The sequence below is a fragment of the Mangrovimonas aestuarii genome, from assembly GCF_028767185.1.
GTDB lineage: Bacteria > Bacteroidota > Bacteroidia > Flavobacteriales > Flavobacteriaceae > Mangrovimonas_B > Mangrovimonas_B aestuarii.
The window spans coordinates 201,443-221,963 of record NZ_JARACK010000007.1 but is presented as its reverse complement, the minus strand read 5'-3'; the positions used below and the strand labels follow the sequence as shown (position 1 = coordinate 221,963).

Annotated in this window: 23 protein-coding genes and 1 tRNA gene; 9 read left to right on the top strand and 15 right to left on the bottom strand. The window is 37.2% G+C overall.

Translation table 11 applies throughout. From position 1 onward, the window contains the following. Window positions 1-406 precede the first annotated feature (406 nt). Window positions 407-1,306: a KPN_02809 family neutral zinc metallopeptidase gene (gene ypfJ / locus PWU04_RS10830; RefSeq protein WP_274476120.1), complete on the top strand. Its 900-nt coding sequence runs from the start codon at window positions 407-409 to the stop codon at window positions 1,304-1,306. A gap of 103 nt (window positions 1,307-1,409) precedes the next feature. On the opposite strand, the gene PWU04_RS10825 is transcribed toward ypfJ, so the two are convergent. Beyond that, window positions 1,410-1,820 (bottom strand): BT0820 family HAD-type phosphatase, encoded by a 411-nt coding sequence (locus PWU04_RS10825; RefSeq protein WP_274476119.1) that lies wholly within the window; start codon window positions 1,818-1,820, stop codon window positions 1,410-1,412. 122 nt (window positions 1,821-1,942) lie between these two features. Continuing rightward, window positions 1,943-3,460: a 2,3-bisphosphoglycerate-independent phosphoglycerate mutase gene (gene gpmI, locus PWU04_RS10820; protein WP_274476118.1), complete on the bottom strand. Its 1,518-nt coding sequence runs from the start codon at window positions 3,458-3,460 to the stop codon at window positions 1,943-1,945. A gap of 261 nt (window positions 3,461-3,721) precedes the next feature. Here gpmI and PWU04_RS10815 point away from each other — a divergent pair, with 261 nt between their 5' ends. After that, complete coding sequence (locus PWU04_RS10815) at window positions 3,722-4,120, top strand: ankyrin repeat domain-containing protein (RefSeq protein WP_274476117.1); 399 nt, start codon at window positions 3,722-3,724, stop codon at window positions 4,118-4,120. Between the two features lie 19 nt (window positions 4,121-4,139). Here the strand turns inward: PWU04_RS10815 and PWU04_RS10810 are convergent, their stop codons facing one another. The 4 genes from PWU04_RS10810 to PWU04_RS10795 all read right to left on the bottom strand — a co-directional run bounded on the left by PWU04_RS10810 (window position 4,140) and on the right by PWU04_RS10795 (window position 5,937). Next, window positions 4,140-4,604 carry a M48 family metalloprotease gene (locus tag PWU04_RS10810; protein WP_274476116.1) on the bottom strand — a complete coding sequence of 155 codons (465 nt, stop codon included), beginning with the start codon at window positions 4,602-4,604 and terminating at the stop codon, window positions 4,140-4,142. Window positions 4,605-4,622: 18 nt separating this feature from the next. Beyond that, window positions 4,623-4,751, bottom strand: coding sequence for a hypothetical protein (locus tag PWU04_RS10805; protein WP_274476115.1), 129 nt, complete (start codon window positions 4,749-4,751; stop codon window positions 4,623-4,625). Between the two features lie 12 nt (window positions 4,752-4,763). Then, a complete protein-coding gene (locus PWU04_RS10800) occupies window positions 4,764-4,922 on the bottom strand; it encodes a hypothetical protein (protein WP_274476114.1) in 159 nt (52 codons plus the stop codon). Window positions 4,923-4,998: 76 nt separating this feature from the next. Then, window positions 4,999-5,937 (bottom strand): GNAT family N-acetyltransferase, encoded by a 939-nt coding sequence (locus PWU04_RS10795; RefSeq protein WP_274476113.1) that lies wholly within the window; start codon window positions 5,935-5,937, stop codon window positions 4,999-5,001. Between the two features lie 70 nt (window positions 5,938-6,007). Here PWU04_RS10795 and PWU04_RS10790 point away from each other — a divergent pair. Then, a tRNA-Gly gene (locus PWU04_RS10790) sits at window positions 6,008-6,080 on the top strand. Window positions 6,081-6,116: 36 nt separating this feature from the next. Here the strand turns inward: PWU04_RS10790 and pepE are convergent. Next, window positions 6,117-6,824, bottom strand: a complete 708-nt coding sequence (gene pepE, locus PWU04_RS10785; RefSeq protein ID WP_274476112.1) for a dipeptidase PepE — start codon at window positions 6,822-6,824, stop codon at window positions 6,117-6,119. Window positions 6,825-6,994: 170 nt separating this feature from the next. Between pepE and PWU04_RS10780 the strand changes: the two genes are divergently transcribed. The 5 genes from PWU04_RS10780 (at window position 6,995) to PWU04_RS10760 (ending at window position 11,895) form a co-directional block, all read left to right on the top strand. Continuing rightward, on the top strand, window positions 6,995-7,792 hold the full coding sequence (locus tag PWU04_RS10780) for a carboxypeptidase-like regulatory domain-containing protein (protein ID WP_274476111.1): 798 nt from the start codon (window positions 6,995-6,997) through the stop codon (window positions 7,790-7,792). A 58-nt stretch (window positions 7,793-7,850) separates the two neighbouring features. Beyond that, window positions 7,851-8,573 carry a carboxypeptidase-like regulatory domain-containing protein gene (locus PWU04_RS10775; RefSeq protein ID WP_274476110.1) on the top strand — a complete coding sequence of 241 codons (723 nt, stop codon included), beginning with the start codon at window positions 7,851-7,853 and terminating at the stop codon, window positions 8,571-8,573. Between the two features lie 65 nt (window positions 8,574-8,638). Next, entirely contained in the window at window positions 8,639-9,148 is a 510-nt protein-coding gene (locus PWU04_RS10770) for a DUF6702 family protein (protein WP_274476109.1), read from the top strand. A gap of 68 nt (window positions 9,149-9,216) precedes the next feature. Then, window positions 9,217-11,523 (top strand): M1 family metallopeptidase, encoded by a 2,307-nt coding sequence (locus PWU04_RS10765; RefSeq protein WP_274476108.1) that lies wholly within the window; start codon window positions 9,217-9,219, stop codon window positions 11,521-11,523. 81 nt (window positions 11,524-11,604) lie between these two features. Continuing rightward, window positions 11,605-11,895, top strand: a complete 291-nt coding sequence (locus PWU04_RS10760) for a Sec-independent protein translocase subunit TatA/TatB (RefSeq protein WP_274476107.1) — start codon at window positions 11,605-11,607, stop codon at window positions 11,893-11,895. Window positions 11,896-11,931: 36 nt separating this feature from the next. Here PWU04_RS10760 and PWU04_RS10755 read toward each other — a convergent pair whose 3' ends face one another. From PWU04_RS10755 to kynU, 8 genes are all read right to left on the bottom strand, one after another. Further along, window positions 11,932-12,573, bottom strand: a complete 642-nt coding sequence (locus PWU04_RS10755) for an O-methyltransferase (protein WP_274476106.1) — start codon at window positions 12,571-12,573, stop codon at window positions 11,932-11,934. Beyond that, window positions 12,573-13,655 carry an amidohydrolase family protein gene (locus tag PWU04_RS10750; protein WP_274476105.1) on the bottom strand — a complete coding sequence of 361 codons (1,083 nt, stop codon included), beginning with the start codon at window positions 13,653-13,655 and terminating at the stop codon, window positions 12,573-12,575. The genes PWU04_RS10755 and PWU04_RS10750 overlap by 1 nt, the downstream gene beginning before the upstream one ends. Before the next feature lie 45 nt (window positions 13,656-13,700). Next, window positions 13,701-14,222: a 3-hydroxyanthranilate 3,4-dioxygenase gene (locus PWU04_RS10745; RefSeq protein WP_274476104.1), complete on the bottom strand. Its 522-nt coding sequence runs from the start codon at window positions 14,220-14,222 to the stop codon at window positions 13,701-13,703. 106 nt (window positions 14,223-14,328) lie between these two features. Then, window positions 14,329-15,114, bottom strand: coding sequence for an SDR family oxidoreductase (locus PWU04_RS10740; protein WP_274476103.1), 786 nt, complete (start codon window positions 15,112-15,114; stop codon window positions 14,329-14,331). Window positions 15,115-15,159: 45 nt separating this feature from the next. Continuing rightward, the gene (locus PWU04_RS10735) at window positions 15,160-16,602 is read right to left on the bottom strand and encodes an aldehyde dehydrogenase (RefSeq protein ID WP_274476102.1); all 1,443 of its coding nucleotides are present in this window, start codon (window positions 16,600-16,602) and stop codon (window positions 15,160-15,162) included. Window positions 16,603-16,647: 45 nt separating this feature from the next. Beyond that, complete coding sequence (locus PWU04_RS10730) at window positions 16,648-17,064, bottom strand: RidA family protein (RefSeq protein ID WP_274476101.1); 417 nt, start codon at window positions 17,062-17,064, stop codon at window positions 16,648-16,650. 22 nt (window positions 17,065-17,086) lie between these two features. After that, complete coding sequence (locus PWU04_RS10725) at window positions 17,087-18,490, bottom strand: FAD-dependent oxidoreductase (RefSeq protein ID WP_274476100.1); 1,404 nt, start codon at window positions 18,488-18,490, stop codon at window positions 17,087-17,089. Further along, window positions 18,483-19,754: a kynureninase gene (gene kynU, locus PWU04_RS10720; protein WP_274476099.1), complete on the bottom strand. Its 1,272-nt coding sequence runs from the start codon at window positions 19,752-19,754 to the stop codon at window positions 18,483-18,485. Before kynU ends, PWU04_RS10725 begins: the two co-directional genes overlap by 8 nt. A 121-nt stretch (window positions 19,755-19,875) precedes the next feature. Between kynU and PWU04_RS10715 the strand changes: the two genes are divergently transcribed. Continuing rightward, entirely contained in the window at window positions 19,876-20,295 is a 420-nt protein-coding gene (locus tag PWU04_RS10715) for a (4Fe-4S)-binding protein (protein ID WP_274476098.1), read from the top strand. Window positions 20,296-20,521 lie beyond the last annotated feature (226 nt).

The following is a 20,521-nucleotide window of genomic DNA, read 5'->3' as shown; positions in this document are numbered from 1 at the left end:
TTCCCAACAAAAGTACATTTCCGGTATCCTTCGAATTGGGTTTTAAGCAGAATGTATTGCTTTTATCGTTTCTGGATTATAATCTATGTCGTTCTGTAGAGCTCTACAGCCATTTCTTTCTCTTGAAGAGGCAATTTGTTGTCTACCCATTTCTTCAACATGCTAGTTTTATTAAGCTTTGATTTTTATGGTATTTTATATTCATTAATAACTCCTCTAGCCATTACGTTATAAATTCTAACTTCATTCCGGTATAGCTAGCAGTATTTTTTTCATTACGATTTCCATTTCCAAAATTTAGATTTTGTTTTTAGAACCTAATTATTCAAAATCTTATTCAAAACTCTTACTTCAAATAAAATATTCTTTAACTTGTATTAAGTGTAAGATAATTAATTGATTAGCTATGAAGTGGAAAGGAAAAAGACAAAGTTCAAATGTAGAAGATAGAAGAGGTCAAACTGGAGGAGGCATGAGTTTTGGAAGATTAAATCCAATGCTGTTGGTGACTTTGGGAAGGTTGTTGTTTTCAAAAGTAGGATTAGTTATTATAGGGGGCTTTTTGATAATTTCTTTTATTACTGGTAATAATCCTATAAGTATCATTAGTCAACTGTTTACGGGCAATACTGTAAAAACAGAATCCACTGTTCCATATGAAGGTACAGCAAAGGAAGAGGAATTGGCAGACTTTAGTGCTACTATTTTGGCAAATACAGAAGATATTTGGAATCAACTATTAGATAATTATCGTGAGCCTACTTTAGTGTTGTTTACTGGATCTGTGAGTTCTGCCTGTGGATATGCATCAAGCGCAACAGGTCCTTTTTATTGTCCTGGAGATCAAAAACTGTACTTAGATTTGAGCTTTTTTGATGAGATGGAACGTCAAATGAATGCTCCAGGCGATTTTGCACAAGCCTATGTAATTGCTCATGAAGTTGGTCATCATGTACAAAATTTATTGGGCATTACAGATCAGGTCGATAGGTTGAGGGGACAATTAAGCAAAACAGAATTCAATACATATTCAGTAAGATTGGAATTACAAGCTGATTTCCTTGCAGGTGTTTGGGCACATCATTCTCAAGAAATGACACAAATGATGGAATCTGGTGATCTCCAAGAAGCCCTAAATGCAGCGTTTGCGATTGGAGACGACCGTTTGCAAAAGCAAGCCACAGGAAGAGTTGTGCCCGATTCTTTTACGCATGGAACGTCTGAACAACGTATACGCTGGTTTAAGAAAGGGTTTGACACAGGTGATTTAAACCAAGGAGATACCTTCAATGCAAATCCATTATAGATTTCCTATTTAATTTGATCAATTTATGAAATGTCTTTATAGTGTTGATTTTGTTGGCGTAGCAAGCATGTAAAACAATTTAAAAGAAAAAGGATAGCTGTTGTTACCTGAAGAAAGAAAGAAAACCACGCTTTTTCTCTTTAATGTGATTTGGAGCTTCTTCACTAGTGATTAACTGATAGATTTCACCCCAGCCAATAAACCCACCTACATTACGATCATCAATGAATAAATCGGCGTGTATTTTTCTACTACGGTCATTATCTAGTTGCTCTTCAGGAAAACTTTTATTCACAGCATAAAATTCAATACCATTAGATTTACAATAGTCTACAGCCTCATCCAATTTGGAATTGCAACGATAGGTCCATAGAATTAATCTATGTCCTTCATGTTGTAACCTCTTCAATGTTTCGAAAGCAAAAATTTTAGGTTTACCTATCGCAGGATAATTATCCTCAACGATGGTGCCGTCAAAATCTACTGCTATGGTAAGTTTATTACTGAAATTCATTTCTGAAAACTATTCAAGTATATTTTGTTTCAATTGGTAAGAAACATTGTGTGTAATTTGAAAAATAGTTTTTAAAATTACAACAATTATTATACACTACCATAGCAGTAGTTAAATAAGGGTTACACCAAACAATGTCTTGTCATTGCTTTTGGTTGTTCAATATCCATTAGTTTTAAAATAGTAGGAGCAACATCTCCTAGAATTCCTGATTCTATATGTTTTATATTCTTATCGATTAAAATGACTGGTACAGGATTGGTGGTATGGGCTGTATTAGGTGTGCCATCAGGATTAATCATTGTATCTGCATTACCATGATCGGCAATTAAAATGGTTGTGTAATTATGAGCCAGAGCAGTGTTTACAACATCCTTCACACATTTATCAACAACTTCGCAGGCTTTAATGGCAGCCGACATTACTCCAGTATGACCAACCATGTCTCCATTAGCAAAATTTAAACACACAAAATCCACTTCTTCTTTTTCCAATTCAGGAATTAAAGCATCACGTAATTCATATGCACTCATTTCTGGTTGTAAATCGTATGTAGGCACTTTTGGAGAGGCTCTTAGGATTCTGGTTTCTCCTTCAAAAGGTTTTTCCCTTCCACCAGAAAAGAAAAAGGTCACATGAGGATATTTTTCTGTTTCGGCTATTCTTATTTGTTTTTTGTGGTTTCTTTCCAAGACTTCACCCAGTGTATCATTTAGGTTGTCTTTATCGTAAACTACATTTATTCCTGTAAAAGTATCATCGTAATTAGTCATGGTCACAAAATGCAAGTCTAGTTTATGCATGTTTTGCTCATGAAAATCCTTTTGCGATAACGCTTGAGTTAATTGACGGCCTCTATCCGTTCTGAAGTTGAAGAACACTACTACATCCCCATCTTTAATGGTCGCAACAGGAGTGTTATCTGAGTTTACCATTACGATGGGTTTGATGAACTCATCGGTAATATCTTCATTATAACTTTTCTCTATGGCGTATAATGCATTTTTAGACATAACACCTTTACCATTGACCATAGCATCGTAAGCTAGTTTGATACGCTCCCATCTATTATCGCGATCCATAGCATAATATCTCCCTGATATGGTAGCCAATTTTGCATTGGTTTTTTCAAGATGTTCTTCAAGTTCTGTAACAAAGCCATAACCTGATTTTGGATCTACGTCACGGCCATCAGTAAAGGCATGCACATATAGATCTTTAAGTCCAAAATTATGGGCAGCATCCAATAATCCAAATAAGTGATTTATATGAGAGTGTACACCACCATCACTCAAAAGTCCTAAAAAGTGAACGCTTTTGTTTTGTGTTTTAGCATAAGTAAATGCATTTACCAAAGCAGGTTCTTGCTCTAAAGTTTTATTTTTTACGGCTAGGTTAATTTTAACCAAATCCTGATAAACAATACGACCGGCACCTAGGTTCATATGTCCTACTTCGCTATTCCCCATTTGCCCTTCGGGAAGCCCAACATGAAGACCATCTGTGCGTAATGTAGCGTTGGGATATTCACCATAAAGAGAATCAATAAATGGAGTGTTAGCTTGATCGATTGCGGAAACTTTTGGATCTGGAGATTTTCCCCAGCCATCTAAAATCATTAATATGACTTTTTTGTTCATAAGTATTGCTTTATTCTGTCAAATATAACTTTTTATGTAATGACATCTTTATTTATACCTGCAAACTGTAATAAATTAGATAGTTATAATAGGTATTATAGTAGATTTTAATTTAAGGGTTCTTTAACATATTTGTTTACAGTAAGTTAAAATTTTGTTATGAAAGAACAATATTGGTAACACATTAAGAAAAATGTCGTCTCTTTAATATATCAAAAAACGAACTTTTAATAAACTATCAACCTTTAAAATTCTTTCATCATGAAAAAAGCGTTAGTTATTTCAGCAATTGCCTTAGTGGTATCGTATGCCACAGCCAAAGCTACTCCTATTGTGCAATCTTCGGATAACGAAATTGTAACAGTCACCATTAACGATGTAGATCCGTTTTGCACATCGATTGTAAAAGGAGACTTTGAAACTGTTAAAAAACTAGTTGAACGAGGAGCCAATGTAAACAAGATGTCAAATGGCATGACCCCAAGTATGTATGCAGCTCGTTATAATCGAGTTAAAATCTTAAAGCTTCTAATTGATAATGGAGCCAATTTAAAAGTGAGAGGCTCTAAGGGATATACAGCCCAAGAATATGCAGAGCTGTCTAATGCTACAGATGCTTATCAACTTATTGAAGCTACTTTACAAAAAAAGAAGAATTAATCAATTAAAAATGAATTGATTAAAAAAGCCTCGTATTTATGAGGCTTTTTTTTTTGTAATAATCTCTTATAGAGGCTTGGATGTGTTCTATACGATCGTCAGGGTCTGGGTGAGTACTTTGGAATTCAGGAACTCGATAAGAACCAGCTGCTGTTTTTAAGATTTCCATTACTCCAATCATTTCTTCAGGATTGTACCCTGCATCAATCATAAACTTAACACCAAGTTTATCACTTTCCAATTCATCCTTCCTTCCGTTTGTTAATAGTGTTTTTTGACCAATTCCACCAACCAAATCGCCTGCATTGGCACCAACCGAAGCTCCCGTTGCAACAGTTTTCCAAAATTCACTTTCGGCAATACGTTCAGCAGAATGTCTACCCAATACATGGCCTATTTCATGCCCCAAAACACCCGCTAATTGATCTTCATTTGAACAGTGAATAAGTGATAAAAACCTGAACACCAAGAAGCGCAAAATCATTTATGGTATTTGGATCTGCTAAAAGATGAAAGTCAGAACGATTGGAGTTTCGCCAGCTATACTTATGTTGACAAGCTTGTTTCCAACATTATCAACAAGTGCTTGATAAGCTTCGTTTGGGTAAAGTCCGCCATGTTGTTGAGCCATTTGTGGAGCGCTTTATAGGCCAATAGAAATCTCTTGATCTGAAATCATGTTGATGGTTTGTGCTCTACCAGTATAAGGGTTAGTCTCTCTTCGGCTCCACTTTTGGAAAAAAGCAAAAGCCACAATAATCAATCCGATGAGTAGTCGAATTAATAATTTCTTACTTCGCATGCCTACAGGTTTATAGTTTCATAAATTTACGAAAATGTATGATGAAGTATGGGCAAATAAAGTGTTTTACTCTGATTTAAAGTTTTTTAAACATTCTATAGTGTATGCCAATGCCCATAATTTCGAAAGGTTGTCCAATTGTTTTATAGCTATTTCTTATATAAAACGAGGATGCTTTTTCACGGGCATTGCACCAAATAGTTTCGACCCCGTTTTTTTTTAGAATATTTTGTCCGTTTTTGAGTAGCTCTTCTCCAAGGTTTTTACTTTGGTATTCAGATAGCACGGCCATTCCTCTTAATTGATATTGATTGGGATAGTCCAAATCATTTGTTTTGTTATTCATAAAAGTAGCCACTCCAACCAATTGACTATTATGAAATAGTCCCAAATGGATTGTAGATTCTAAATCATCTCCCTCAAAAACACAACTCTCCAATGGTTTTCCGGGACGCAGTACTGGCTGTCTCACAGAATAAGTTTCTATAGCAGTTATTTGTTTGATTGTATAGTTTGGATTTGTTATTTTGAATAGTTGAGCTGGCATACCATCATAGATATCACTTTTCAGATATTGTAGTCCACAGTTTTCAATCACTTTTATTGAAGCTAAGTTGTCTTTATGAACATGAGCATAAATTTCATGTAAAAGAAGTGTGTTGAAACCATAGTCTATAGAAGCTTTTGTGCTTTCCGTTGCATAGCCTTTTCCCCAAAATTCTTTATAAAATCTATAACCTACTTCCACCATGCGTGGATTAGTGTGGTATTTTAATCCGCACCAACCTATAAATTTATCGGTTTCGTTCAAGCAAACCGCCCAGCGCCCCATGTTATACTTGGAGTATTGGTCGTATTCTTGAAGAAATTTCTTAGCATCTTCAACTTTTTTAAAAGGAATATCCCCTGTGTATTTTAAAACTTCAGGATCAAGATTTAGTTTAAAAATCTCATATTCATCGTGTTGAGATAACTCCCGTAGATAGAGCCTTTGGGTTTGGATTATGAGCTTCATAAAAATGAAAATATTTTTAAAAAAATACTTGTTTTAATTCAAGCAATAGTTATATATTTGCAACGCAAAGGCGGGAGTAGCTCAGTTGGTAGAGCGTCAGCCTTCCAAGCTGAATGTCGCCGGTTCGAACCCGGTCTCCCGCTCAAAAAGCTTCACTGAAAAGTGAAGCTTTTTTTATTTTAGTTTAATTCTTTAAGCTCAGTATTAGGTTCAATTTCGTAAGCATCTTGTTCTTGTTCAAAAATGCGAGCATTCAAGTCTCCTTTCAATACAATCGAATTGCCATTTACTTCCAGCCAGCTACCTTCTCTAAGTCCGATAACCGGTTGTGAGTTGAATTTATGAAACTCTTTAATCCTGGTTTCACGGGTTTCCCCCATATGTTTACTGTTAGCATCTGGATCTAGATAATGAGGATTGATATTAAAGGGAACCAAACCTAAGGTTTTAAAACTTGGGGGATAAACAATAGGCATATCATTAGTGGTGTTCATTGTGAGTCCACAAATATTGCTGCCTGCACTGGTCCCTAAATAAGGTGTTCCATTGTTTACTGCACTTTGCAAAGCTTCCAATACATTGTTCTTGTATATGGTTTTTACCAGTAGGAAAGTGTTACCGCCACCTGTAAAAATACCTTTAGCTTGTTTTAATGCTTCTTGTGGATTGTTAAATTCATGAATGCCTCTTACTACTTTATTGATTGCTTTAAATGCTTTAGATACTATTTCTGTATAGTCGTCATAACTAATACCTCCAGGACGAGCGTAAGGGATAAAAAGAATGGTGTCTGTGTGTTCGAAGAATTTCGATAAAGGCTCTAACATGTATTCCAAGTAACCACTTCCATGAACAGTAGAAGTACTGGCAATAAGAATTTTCTTCATATTTATATGGTTGTTTAATTAGTTCTTAATGAGTTGAATAAGGTGTTTTTATTGTTTGGTATTTTGTTGTAAATTTAGTTATTCGGCTGTTTTAACAAAAGTTTAGAGGCCATTTGTAAGTAAATTAACTTAGAGTTGGCATAATTTATAACAGTGTTTAATTCAATCTTATGAAAAAACTAATCATTCTATTCTCACTGGTTTTATTGCCATTATCATTAACAGCCCAAATACCATCCAAACGGATAGAGGTTGAAGGACGTATCATTTCTGAAGCTAATGAAGTAGAAGGGGTTACGATTTTTAATACGTCAATAAATAAAGGGACTATAACCGATAGTGACGGGAAGTTTATGATTAATGCTGGATTGAACGATCGTTTGGAGGTTTCCGCTTTACAATTTGAACCTTTTGAGATTACAATAGATCAACAAATCATGGAGTCTGGAAAACTTACAGTGTTTATGGTTGAGCGAATCAATAAGCTTAATGAAATTGTGATTTTACCTTTTGGACTAACAGGAGATTTATCTGCCGATTTGAATTCAGTAAGGACTTTTAATCCCGATTTACAAGACTTGTATTTTGGAGTAAATGATTTAGGAGTATATGGATATGATGATGATTACCGCCCGAAAGCAGACAATTTTATAATGCGCGAAGGCGAGTATTATAACGGTGTTGATTTGGCAAGAATAGGAAAGGGGCTTTTAGCACCATTGTTAAGGGGTGATGGAGATAAAGCTGAAGGTAGCTATTCTTATAAAGCGCTTCAGGATGTTTACACCAAAAACTTTATTTGCGAAAGTTTTAATATTCCCGAAGATGAGTATCAGGAATTTCTAAGTTATATGGCTTCTCAAGATGTAGACCAATCTCTGTACAAGCAAGGGAAGGAAATGGACTTACTTGAATACATTAGTGCGCAAAGTCAGATGTTTTTAAAAGGAAAGAGTGGCCGTAACTAGAGTTCTACTTTTTCTGTCCTTTTGTTTTTTGGGTTTGTCTGTTTGTGGTCAATCTCAAATGATTTCGGGCAAAGTCATTTCCAACGACGACGTTGAAAACATTCATGTTATTAATACTACGGCTCAACTGTTTACTGTCACCAATGCTCAAGGACGTTTTAATATTCGAGCTTCAATCAACGATACACTAGAATTTACTGGAGTTAAGTATAAAGCACTTACAATAGTGATTACAAAGGATATTGTAGACATGAAATATTTGGAAGTCGAGTTGGACGAAGCAGTTACAGCACTCGACGAAGTTATAGTTGGAAAAGTGCTTACAGGAGATTTGATGATGGATGTTGGCAATAGTGATGCTAAACCTCAGATTAATTTTTATGATGTGGGGATTCCTGGCTATAAAGGTCCGCGGATGACACCCGCTCAAAGAAGACTACATGAGGCTCAAGGAGGTAAACAGATTACTTTAGGAATGGTTACAAGTGTTCCTTTAAATCCAATCATCAATGCCATAACGGGAAGAACTAAAAAGTTAAAAAAACATGTTAAGCTAGATGCTAAGGCCGATTTACTTCACAAAATACGAACTAATTTAGCCAAAGAATTTTTTGAAACACATTCGTTGGAGGAAGACCGGCAAATGGACTTCTGGTATTTTTGTTCTGATGATCCAGAATTTGAATTAAGGTGCAAGGGAAAGAGTGATCTTGAAATTTTTATATTCTTGAAAGAAAAATTGGGTGCATATCGAGAGAATATGAAGATTAAAAAGGGTTAAATACTCACAAAAAATTATTTAAACTAATGGAAATTAATACTTTTACGCGTCAAAAAAACTAAGGTATGGTAAGACGACGAGGAAAGTTTATTTTGTTAGGACTTGTTTTAATGTTAACAATGGCTTTTAATGCTATGCATAAGTATTATGTAAGCATCACTCAGATAGAGTATGTCGAGGAAAAGCAATCTCTTCAAGTCATTTCTCGAATTTTTATTGACGACTTCGAAAACCTTCTACGTCAACGTTACGACGAATCAATCACATTGGCAGGAGAAAATGAACCTAAAAGTGCAGACTTGTACATGGGACGATATCTTCAAGAAAAAATTCGAATAAAAATAAATGGAGAGGAAGTTCCTTTGAAATATTTAGGGAAGGAGTATGATAACGATTTGGCATATTGTTACCTAGAAGTAGTGGGAATAAAGTCAATCGATACCTTTGAGATTACCAATGCTGTACTTTTCGATATTTTTGAAGATCAACAGAATATTATTCGAACAAAGATTAATTCCAAGAATGATAGTTTCATTCTCATAGCCCAAAATGAAAAAGGAGTGTTAAACTTTTAATTAACACTAGGCAAACCTCTAAAGTTTTATATATTTCGCGATTATTTTCCAGTAACTAAATACCTAATATGAAAAGACTAAAGTATTTATTTCTTTCAGTTGCATTTGTCTCTGCGGGAACTTTTGCCCAAGAGAAAGAACAAACAGAGCGCCAACCGGGGCATGTAAACAACAACAAATTTAAACAGTTGTACGATGAGTTCTCTACTCCAAACATGTACAGAACTGCTTCAGGAGCACCGGGTCCAAATTATTATCAGCAACAGGCCGATTATAAAATGGATATCACCTTAGATGATAAAAAAGCTCAACTTCACGGTTATGAAACCATTACGTATACCAATAATTCACCAGATGTATTGGATTACTTATGGGTTCAGTTAGACCAAAATATGAGAGCAAAAGACTCTAAGTCTCCTCTTATCGAAGCTAGTGGTGTAGCTCCAGCAATGCAACCTGCGTCTTTTGCATCAGAATATATGAAAGAGCCTTTTGATGGTGGCTTTAATATTGAAGCTGTAACCGATACAAAAGGGGAAGCTTTAACTCATACGATTAACAGAACGATGATGCGTGTTGAGTTACCACAGCCAATGGAACCTGGAGATGAGTTCTCTTTTTCTATTAAATGGTGGTACAACATCAATAACCACGTAGATGGTAGAGGTCGTTCTGGTTACGAATATTTCGAAGAAGACGGAAACAGAGCTTATGTTATCGCTCAGTTCTATCCAAGAATGGCTGTTTACAATGATGTAGAAGGATGGCAGAATTCGCAATTTTGGGGACGTGATGAGTTTGCGTTACCATTCGGAGATTTTGAGGTGAACATTACAGTTCCTGCAGATCATATACTTGACGGAACTGGTAAGCTGACGAATAGAAAAGAGGTTTTCAGCAAAACAATGATGGAGCGTTACGAAAAGGCTAAAAAGTCTTATACTGAACCAGTAATGATTGTAACTCAAGAAGAAGCTGAGGCTGCTGAGAATAACTTCTCTAACGAAACTAAGACTTGGAAGCTTTACGCAGAGAACGTACGTGACTTTGGTTTTGCAACTTCAAGAAGGTTTATTTGGGACATGATGGCTGTTAAGGTTGGCGATAAAGATGTTATGGCCGTTTCCATGTATCCAAAAGAAGGTAATCCATTATGGGAAGATTGGTCAACTAAAGTAGTAGCAAGTACATTAAAGTCGTATTCAAGAATGACTTTTGATTACCCTTACCACAAGGCGATTTCTGTACACGCTAAGAACCAAGGTATGGAATATCCAATGATTTGTTGGAACTATGGACGTCCTAATCCTGATGGTACTTATAGTGACCGTGTAAAGTACGGTATGATGAGTGTGATTGTTCATGAAGTAGGACATAACTATTTCCCAATGATCGTAAACAGTGATGAGCGTCAATGGACTTGGATGGATGAAGGATTAAATACTTTCCTAGAGTACATTGCAGAGCAAGATTTCGGAAAATGGTATCCAGATGCACTTTCTCCTGGAGACAAAACATATCCTTCACGTCGCGGACCAGCAGAAAATATTATTCCTTACATGAGTGGGGACCAAAGCCATATTGCTCCGGTTATGACTAAGGGGTTGAACACCTATCAGTTTGGTAATAATGCATACTCAAAACCAGCAACAGCACTTAATATTTTAAGAGAGACTGTTATGGGGCAAGAGTTGTTCGATTATGCTTTTAAAGAATATGCACAACGTTGGATGTTTAAACACCCAACACCAGAAGATTTCTTCAGAACAATGGAGGACGCTTCAGCATTCGACCTAGACTGGTACTGGAGAGGATGGTTCTACACAACAGATTATGTTGATATAGGAGTTAAAGATGTTAAAAAATACTTCGTGTCTTCTCAACCAAATGCCTATGTTAAGGACATAGTCAAACAAAGAGGAATGCAATTGAGTGATTTACCTCCATTAGTTTATATGGTGGAAGAAGGAAGTGAAGATTACAGTGAAGCCATGAAAAATGGTTCTATCATGGATAACGCTCCTACGGTTAAGGAATATATTATGGATAATTTTACTCCAGAAGAGCGTAAAAGCATTAAGGAGCCAAAGTATTTCTACAATGTTACTTTTGAAAAGCCAGGTGGGCTTGTAATGCCAATAATCGTTGAGTACACTTATTCAGATGGTACGTCTAAAATTGAGCACTATCCAGCACAAATCTGGAGATTGAACGACAATGAAGTAAGTAAAGCGGTTGCTTCTGAAAAGGAAATTGTAAAGATTACAGTAGATCCTAAGTTGGAAACTGCAGATATAGATACATCAAACAATAGCTGGCCAAGACAAGTTCAGCAAAGTGAGTTCGATAAGTTTAAGAGTCAACTTGACAACTAAGAACCATAAATTTTACTTAAAGCCGACTTTTTTAAAGTCGGCTTTTTTTATTATCAATAAACTACTCAGTATATTTGCAGTGTGATACAACATGGAGCCATATTACTTTTTATAAGCGGTGCAGAAATTACCTTTATCCTATTTATAGTGGTAATGGTTTTTGGAGCCGATAAAATTCCTGAAATAGCCAAAGGACTAGGAAAGGGAATGCGCATGATAAAAAATGCTACTAACGATATTAAGCATGAAGTAACAAAGAGCGCAGAAAAACACGGTATAGATACCGATATAACGAAAGAACTTAACGACGAGGTACAAAAGGTTAAGGACGATTTAGAGGATTTTACAGGCTCTATCCGTCGTAAAATGTAATCCTTATAATTTTTTAGGGAATGATGTATTAATTGACTAAAGCTTTCGGCTAATGGTCAATCCATCTCTAATTGGCAGAAGAACTGTTTCTATTCTAGGATCTTCTTTAAGGAGTTTATTATACTCTAAAAGCGCTTTTGTAGACTCATCATCAGGTTTTAATTTCTCAATAACCTTACCACTCCACAATACATTATCAGACAGTATAATTCCGCCAGGGTTTAATCTGTCAATTACAATATCAAAGTATTTCGGGTAGTTATCCTTGTCGGCATCAATAAAAATTAAGTCGAAGTTAAGTTCCAACTCAGGAATTATTTCCAAGGCATTTCCTAAATGCTGAACAATTTGGTTTTTATACTCAGATTGGTCAAAGTATTTCTTTTGGAAATCGAACAGTTCTTCATTAATATCGATGGTATGTAACACACCATCTTTTTTCATCCCTTCAGCAAGACATAAAGCAGAATAACCAGTATAGGTTCCTATTTCCAAAATGTTCCTTGGTTGTACCAATTTAGACATCATGCTCAAAACGCGGCCTTGATAGTGGCCGCTGAGCATTCTTGGTTGGAGTATCTTTTGGAAGGTCTCCCTTGTTAGTTTTTGTAATAATTCTGGTTCATTTTCACTATGCGCTACCACATAGTTGTCCAATGCTTCAGGAATAAAATGCATTACGATAGAATTCTGTTAACCAATTTCTTTTTAGCTTCTTCATCATCACCGCATAACCATCGGATAACGTTGTCCTCCCAAATGGCATCGTATTCGGCTTGATTGATGATGTTGCGCTCCATAGCCAAATCCAATATCTTACCAGGGTAAGACGATTGCTTAATGCTTTCCATCTCACCAAGTGGATAGGGGTCATCAAGCCCCATAAGCACTTGTTTAGAGGTTTGGTTTTCAATAAGGAGTTTTAACGATCCTGTATCGTGAACCAAGGTGTCGAAGAAAATATTTTTATGGCCTACAGCCTTACGTGGGTGATGCTTGCCTTCAAATAAATCCGGACGACCATCGAACCCCTGTATTCTTCTTCCTAGGTTTATCTGAGCCAACTGTCCACCATGCGCAAAACAAACGCGCATTCCAGGGAATCTGTCTTGATAACCGTTTAGGGTAAGGAAGTGGTATGCATCAGCACACTGAGCCAACATCCAGATTAAGTGAAAACGCCAAGAGGTGTTTTCCAATTTAATGAACTTCTCTCCATCGTATGGATGTACTTCTACAGCCAAATTATATTTGCTAGCCAATTCGAAAATCGGTTCGTTTTCCTCATCAAAAATACAACGCCAAGTACCAATGGTATCCATGTAGTGGGTAGGCAAACACAATAATTGCATGCCCAATTCCTCTACACAACGTTCAATTTCCCAAAGGGCACCACGCACAAAACCAGGATGCACCACAAACCCAGAAGTAAACTTGCTTGGATTATCATGTTGAATCTTAGCATTAAAATCGTTTTGAAAACGCAAAGCTTGCTTCATCTCTTCAACACGAAGACCGTTACCGTAAAGTTGCGATAGGTTAAGCACAACGGCATGGTCTATTTTATAGCGTTCCATCCACTCTAACTTCTCGTTCAGGAAAAAGCTGGAATCGGTAACTGGGCGGCTCCAATCTTTTTGTAGCATGAACTTTCTGTCTTTATCTACCCAGAAAATTCCTTTGTCTTTCATGAACTGCGGAATTTCTTCAGGGTAAGGAAGTAGGTGAGAGTGCCCGTTTATGCGAAGTTTACGTTTCATATTTATGGTCTAACTAAGAGCGTTTTATTGGGTTTTTTAATAGATCTATTTTTTTGGTGGTTCCATAACCGAACCACATTTTTTACAGGTGCGCTTTTCGGTGTTGCTATAATATTGATCGAAAATAATTGGCATATCTGTTTCTATGTTGTCCAATGCGAATTTCTCACGGTACAACTGTTCGTTACAGTTTTCACAATACCATTCCAAAGCGTCCATCATATTTTCAGCACGAGGATACTCTATTACCAATCCCACGGTATTTGCACCTCTTTGCGGAGAGTGTGGAACTTTAGGAGGTAAAAGGTAAATATCACCTTCTTTAATATGAACGTCTTTAGGCACGCCGTTATCTATAATTTTTAATACCATGTCGCCTTCAACCTGATAGAAAAACTCTGGAGTTTCATTATAATGATAGTCTTTACGGCTATTTGGTCCGCCAACCACCATTACAATAAAATCACCGTCGTCCCACACACATTTATTACCTACAGGAGGCTTTAAAAGGTGGCGGTGTTCATCAATCCATTCCTTGAAGTTAAGAGGTGATACTAATTTGCTCATTACAATATTTTTTAGGCGTGTCTACAAAGCGTTTCTCGCTTGTAGTCGGGCTTTACGCGCTACATAGTAGCTAGCTTCAATCCCTCACGCAGGTTAAAAGGTAAAGTTACAAACTTTTTGTGCGTCCACCATCAACAGGAAGATTAATTCCATTGATATATGAGGCTGCTTCACTGGCTAAAAACGTTACAGCATTGGCTGTTTCTTCAGGCTTGGCAAATCGACCAGCAGGAACATAGCCTCTCATGGTATTGGCCATTTCCTCTTCGGTTGTATTGGCTTTAGCAGCTTTGTTTTTTATAATTTGTGTTAAACGCTCTGTATCTGTAAATCCAGGAAGCACATTGTTAACCGTAATACCGAAACCGCCAAGTTCAGTGGCAAGGGTCTTACTCCAATTTGCAACGGCATTTCTAATGGTGTTACTAACTCCTAAACCAGGGATAGGTTCTTTTACCGAAGTAGAAATCACATTAATAATTCTACCATAACCTTCTGATTTCATAAATGGTACAGCAGCTTGTGCTAAAATATGGTTGCAAACAATATGTTGTTTAAAGCCTTGTTCGAATTCGCTAATATCCGCATCGAAAATAGGACCAGCTTTTGGGCCTCCAGTATTGTTAATTAGAATATGGAAACCGTAGTTTTCTGAGATGAAAGCTTCAATTTTCGCTTTTAAATCCTCAGGATTTGTAAAGTCTGCTACGATATAATTATGAGTCTGACCATTGTTAGGCAATTCAGCCAATACTTCTTTTAGCTTTTCTTCATTTCTGGCTACTAAGGTAATGTTAGCCCCTTCTTCTGCTAGGGCTATGGCAGAGCATCTTCCAATTCCTTGGGTGCTTCCGCAAACCAATGCATTTTTACTATTTAGGTTTAAGTTCATATGTATTGCCCACTAAAAGTGGTGATGTTTTTTAATTTAAATTCTTTAATATTTTATACAAACATTCTTAGGTTCGGTAAAGAAACGTAAGGCTTCAAAACCACCTTCACGTCCTACACCAGAAGCTTTTACGCCTCCAAATGGTGTGCGAAGGTCACGCATCATCCAAGTGTTTACCCAAACAATTCCAGCTTGTATTTTATTACTCATGCGCATAGTACGCTTTAAGTCGTTTGTCCAAAGGGTAGAAGAAAGACCATACTTCACTTTATTGGCCATTTCCAATACTTCTTCTTCGGTTTCAAAAGGCATAATTGTAACAACTGGACCAAAAATCTCTTCTTGGTTTACGCGGCATTCATCTGTAGGGACTTCTATAACGGTTGGTTGTAAGTAGTAACCGTTTTCAAAACCTTCAATTGTAACTTCATTACCACCACAAAGTACAGTGCCACCTTCTTCTTTTGCAATATTGATGTACTCCTGAACTTTTTCCATATGTGGTTTAGAAACCAAAGCACCAATATTGGTGCTGTCATCTGATGGATGCCCTACTTTAAGTGCTTGTACTTTTGCAACAAAGTCTGCTTTAAATTTGTCGTAAATAGGTTTTTCAACAAAAATACGGCTGCCACACAAACAGATCTGTCCCTGATTTGCAAAAGATGAACGAACAGTAGTGTTCAACATATCGTCGTAATCACAGTCGGCAAAAATCATGTTTGGGTTCTTACCACCCAATTCCAACGACAGTTTTTTGAACATAGGTGCTGCAACTCTTGCAATATGTGCACCGGTTGCAGTTCCTCCCGTAAATGATATAGCCTTGATATCTGGATGTTCAATAATAGCTTGACCGGTCGATCCACCCAAACCATGGACAATATTCAAAACGCCTTCTGGTAATCCAGCTTCATTACAAATCTCTCCCAGCATATAAGCTGTCATAGGAGTTACTTCGCTAGGTTTGGCAACGACACAGTTTCCTGCAGCCAAAGCCGGAGCTATTTTCCAAGTGAACAGGTAAAGTGGAAGGTTCCAAGGCGAAATACATCCAACAACACCAATGGCTTGGCGAAGGGTGTAGTTCACCGCATTTTGCCCAACACTTTCATGACTTTCACTAGCAAACTGGGTAATAGCATTTCCAAAAAAGCGGAAGTTGCTAGCAGCTCTCGGAATATCAACAGTAGTTGCTAGGGATACGGGTTTACCGTTATCCTCACTTTCTGCTTTTGCAAAGCGTTCCAGATTAGCTTCCAATAACTCAGAAATCCTAATTAGGATTCTGCTGCGCTCTTCCAATGTGGTTTGCGACCATCTAGGAAATGCTTCTTTTGCAGCCTTGTGTGCCTCAGTGACATCCTTTTGGGATGAGTTTGGAATCTTTCCGTAAATAGCCCCAGTTGCCGGACAATAGTTGTCTATCCATTGGTCTTCAATGGGGTTAACGTATTGTCCGTTTATATAGTTTTGAATGGTTTTCATAGCCTCTTTATTTAGGTTGCCGAGGGCAATTCCCTAATACTCTTTTTACTGTTTTTTATACGCCATCACCTTAATCTCAATTAAAAGGTGTGGGTGAGGTAATTGGTGCACGGCTACAGTGGTTCTAGTCGGCCCAGAACCTTTTTCGAAAAACTGACCGTAAACTTCGTTGTAACCACCAAAATCGTTCATGTTCACCAAGAAGGTAGTCACATCGACAACATCAGCAAGACTAGCTCCTTCCTCTTTAAGAATATCGTTGATGTTCTCCAGAACAGCTTTAGTTTGCTTTCTAATATCTAGGTTGGTAGTTCCAAGTTCATCAACTTCAACACCTTCAAAAGTGTTATCCGGTCTACGAGAACTTGTTCCCGACACAAAAATAAAGTCGCCAACGCGCTTGATATGTGGATATGCTCCACGTGGGGTTGCTTTTCCTTCAATTACTTTTCCTGTACTCATAATCATTCTACAGCTTTTAGGATTAGTGATGCATGGTTTTAGCAATGCGATCTTCGTCCAATATATTTTCGGTTTCTGTTTTTACTTTTTCTAAAATGACTTTTGGGTCATCTTCAGGTGAAATGGTTTCGTCTGCCAACATGTTCAGGATAGCTTTATCCTGGGCACGACCACGGCTCATTGCCTCTAAATACCCAATATCTTCATTGAAAGTTACCAAAGAATATTTCGATGAATATTCTGTCGGGAATGTGTTTTCAAGGGTCATTTCGATTTTGCGCTTTTGTTGGAAAATAGGATTCGCGACATGATCACGCATTTCGAAGAAGTTGTCGATAGCCAAGTCGGCAATGGCATCGGTATCTTTTTTACGGGTTTTTTCGTAGGATTTGAATACCATGTCCCAATCGCCTTCGTACTGATCCAATACCTGATCGAATTCTACAACGTCTTCAAATGAAGCGTTCATCCCTTGTCCGTAGAAAGGTACTATGGCATGAGCGGCATCACCCATTAAAAGTGTGTTCCCTTTATAGTGCCATGGTGAACATTTTACAGTTCCCAATGGTGATGTTGGGTTATCGAAGAAATCTTCAGCCAAATCCGGCATCAATTCCAACGCGTCCGGGAATTCCTTTTTAAAGAACTCTTCAACAATTTCTGGATTTGTCAGGTTATTGAAATTATATTCCCCATCGTCAAAACTCAAGAATAGCGTTACCGTAAAACTACCATCTAGGTTAGGGAGTGCTATCAGCATAAAATCACCTCTCGGCCAAATATGGAGTGCGTTTTTATAGGTTTTGTAATCTCCGTTTTCAGTCGGAAGAATACAAAGTTCCTTATACCCATGGGTAAGGTAGTTTTGAGAAAAGCTAAATAGAAACTTCTTACCTAAATAATAACTTTTTCTCAATACCGATCCAGCTCCGTCAGTACCAATGATAACATCGGCATTAACAGTGGTATCGGTTTTTGTGTCGTAATCGTAAAATGTAGCCTGAGTATTTTCAAAATCAACTCCTGTACATTTTTTGTTGAACACGATGTTTACGTTATTCAAGGCTTCGGCTTCATCTAACAACAAAGCGTTCAATCCACCTCTGGATACGGAATTAATATATTCATGCTCGCGACCACTGTATGGGGAAAGCATGGTATTTCCTTTGCGGTCGTGTAACATACGCCCGTTCATAGGGATACATAATTCTTCAACTTTATTTTCTATACCCACCAATTTCATGGCTTTATTTCCTCTGTCGGAAAATGCCAAGTTGATGGAACGACCAGCACTAATGTCTACTTTACGTAGGTCTGGACGTTTTTCGTATACGGTAACATTATAGCCACGTTGTCCCATACGTAACGCCAAAAGCGAACCGCAAAGTCCGGCACCTATAATGAGTATGTTATCTTTATTAGTCATTTAAAATCGCTTTCAGTTTTTCAACCATATTGTAAACATCTACAAACGAATTGTAAAGTGGCACAGGAGCACAACGGATTACATCCGGCTCTCTCCAATCGCTAATTACACCAGCTTCGGTAAGCTTTTTATGAAGGCCCTTATCAGCATTCTTAACCTGGATGGATAATTGACATCCACGTTCCTCTGTGTTTGTAGGAGTAATGATTCTGATGTTTGGATTGTTCAATTGACCAAGAAGGTATTCAAAGTAACCGGTAAGTTTTCTGGACTTTTCGTTAAGTTTTTTAATTCCTACTTCGTTAAAAATATCCAATGAAGCCCTAATGGCAGCCATCGATAGGATAGGAGGATTGCTTAATTGCCAACCTTCGGCACCTGGAATCACATCAAACTCATGGCGCATGTTAAAGCGTGTTTGTTTGTTGTGGCTCCACCAACCAGTAAAGCGGTTAAGGTCTTTGTTATAGGCATGACGTTCGTGAACGAAACATCCACCCAAACTTCCTGGACCTGAGTTCAAGTATTTATAAGTACACCAAACTGCAAAGTCGGCTCCAGAATCGTGAAGGTTCAATTCAACATTTCCTGCGCCATGGGCACAGTCGAATCCAACAACACAACCGTGTTTATGACCTAGTTCGGTGATTTTCTTTAAGTCGAAATACTGACCTGTATAATAGTTTACACCGCCAATAAGCAATAAGGCGATTTCATCACCTTGTTCATTTAGGATAGCTTCCAGATCTTCAAAACGAGCCAGCTCTTCATCTTCTCTCGCTTTCCAAAGGATTAAACCTTCTTTATCGTCAAAACCATGATGGCGTAATTGCGACTCTACAGCATACTTGTCCGAAGGGAAAGCATCGGCTTCAATCACAATTTTATAGCGTTGTTTGGTAGGTTTGTAAAATGAAACCATCATAAAATGAAGGTTTGCAGTAAGGGTATTCATTACTACAACCTCTAGAGGTTTCGCGCCTACTACCTTAGCCATACTCTCGGTAAGGAACTCGTGGTAAGGTAACCATGGGTTTTTAGCTTCGGTATGACCTTCCACACCTAATTTAGCCCAATCTTCAAGCTCTTGATTTAAGTATTCTTTGGTTGTTTTGGGTTGTAATCCAAGTGAATTTCCGCAGAGGTAAACCAGTTCGTTTCCATTATTGTCTGTTGGAATATGAAATTGCTCTCTGTACTTGGCTAACGGATCGTTTTGGTCTTGTTCTTTGGCGTAATCCAGACCGGGTTTATATGTTGACAATGTTCTAGATTTTTACTGATTTTAGCAAAAATAACAATTAAAACGAAAGGGCAAAGCTATTGTTGGAGGAGTTAATTAGGAGCCATTGAATTTTTGTATCTTTAAATAAAACTGAATCATCATGAACAAAACAAAAGAATATACCAATGGAGAAGTAACAATTGTTTGGAAACCAGAAATGTGTATTCATTCGGGGATATGTGCCGGAGGATTGCCTGATGTATTTAAGCCAAAAGAGCGTCCTTGGATAGATATTAATGCAGCTAGTACTGATGAATTGGTAAAACAAGTAAAACATTGCCCTTCAGGGGCTTTAAGTTATTATATGAACGCAGAAAAAAATAAAGAAGCCCTAAGTATGGAAACAAAAGTTGAGGTTTTGGAAAATGGTCCGTTATTAGTCTATGGCACTTTAAAAGTGACACACAAAGATGGAAGTGAGGAGGTTAAAAATAAAACGACAGCCTTCTGCAGGTGTGGCTGTTCTAATAACAAACCTTATTGTGATGGTACCCATACCAAGGAAGACTTTAAAGGCTAAAAAGAAAAAAGCGTTTTAGATAGATAAACTAAAACGCTTTTTGAATTTATGTTGATGCCAAAAGGCAGATTGTTATTCTATTTACGGTAAGGTTTGTAAGTTTGGATTATTTAACCCAATAAAATTTTTAACAATTTGAGTTAGACGTTGTAAATCATTGTTTTAAATGGTTTTTGTTGGGTTGATTAGTGGGTTTTTTAGCTAAACGAATGTTGTTTGCCGTTTT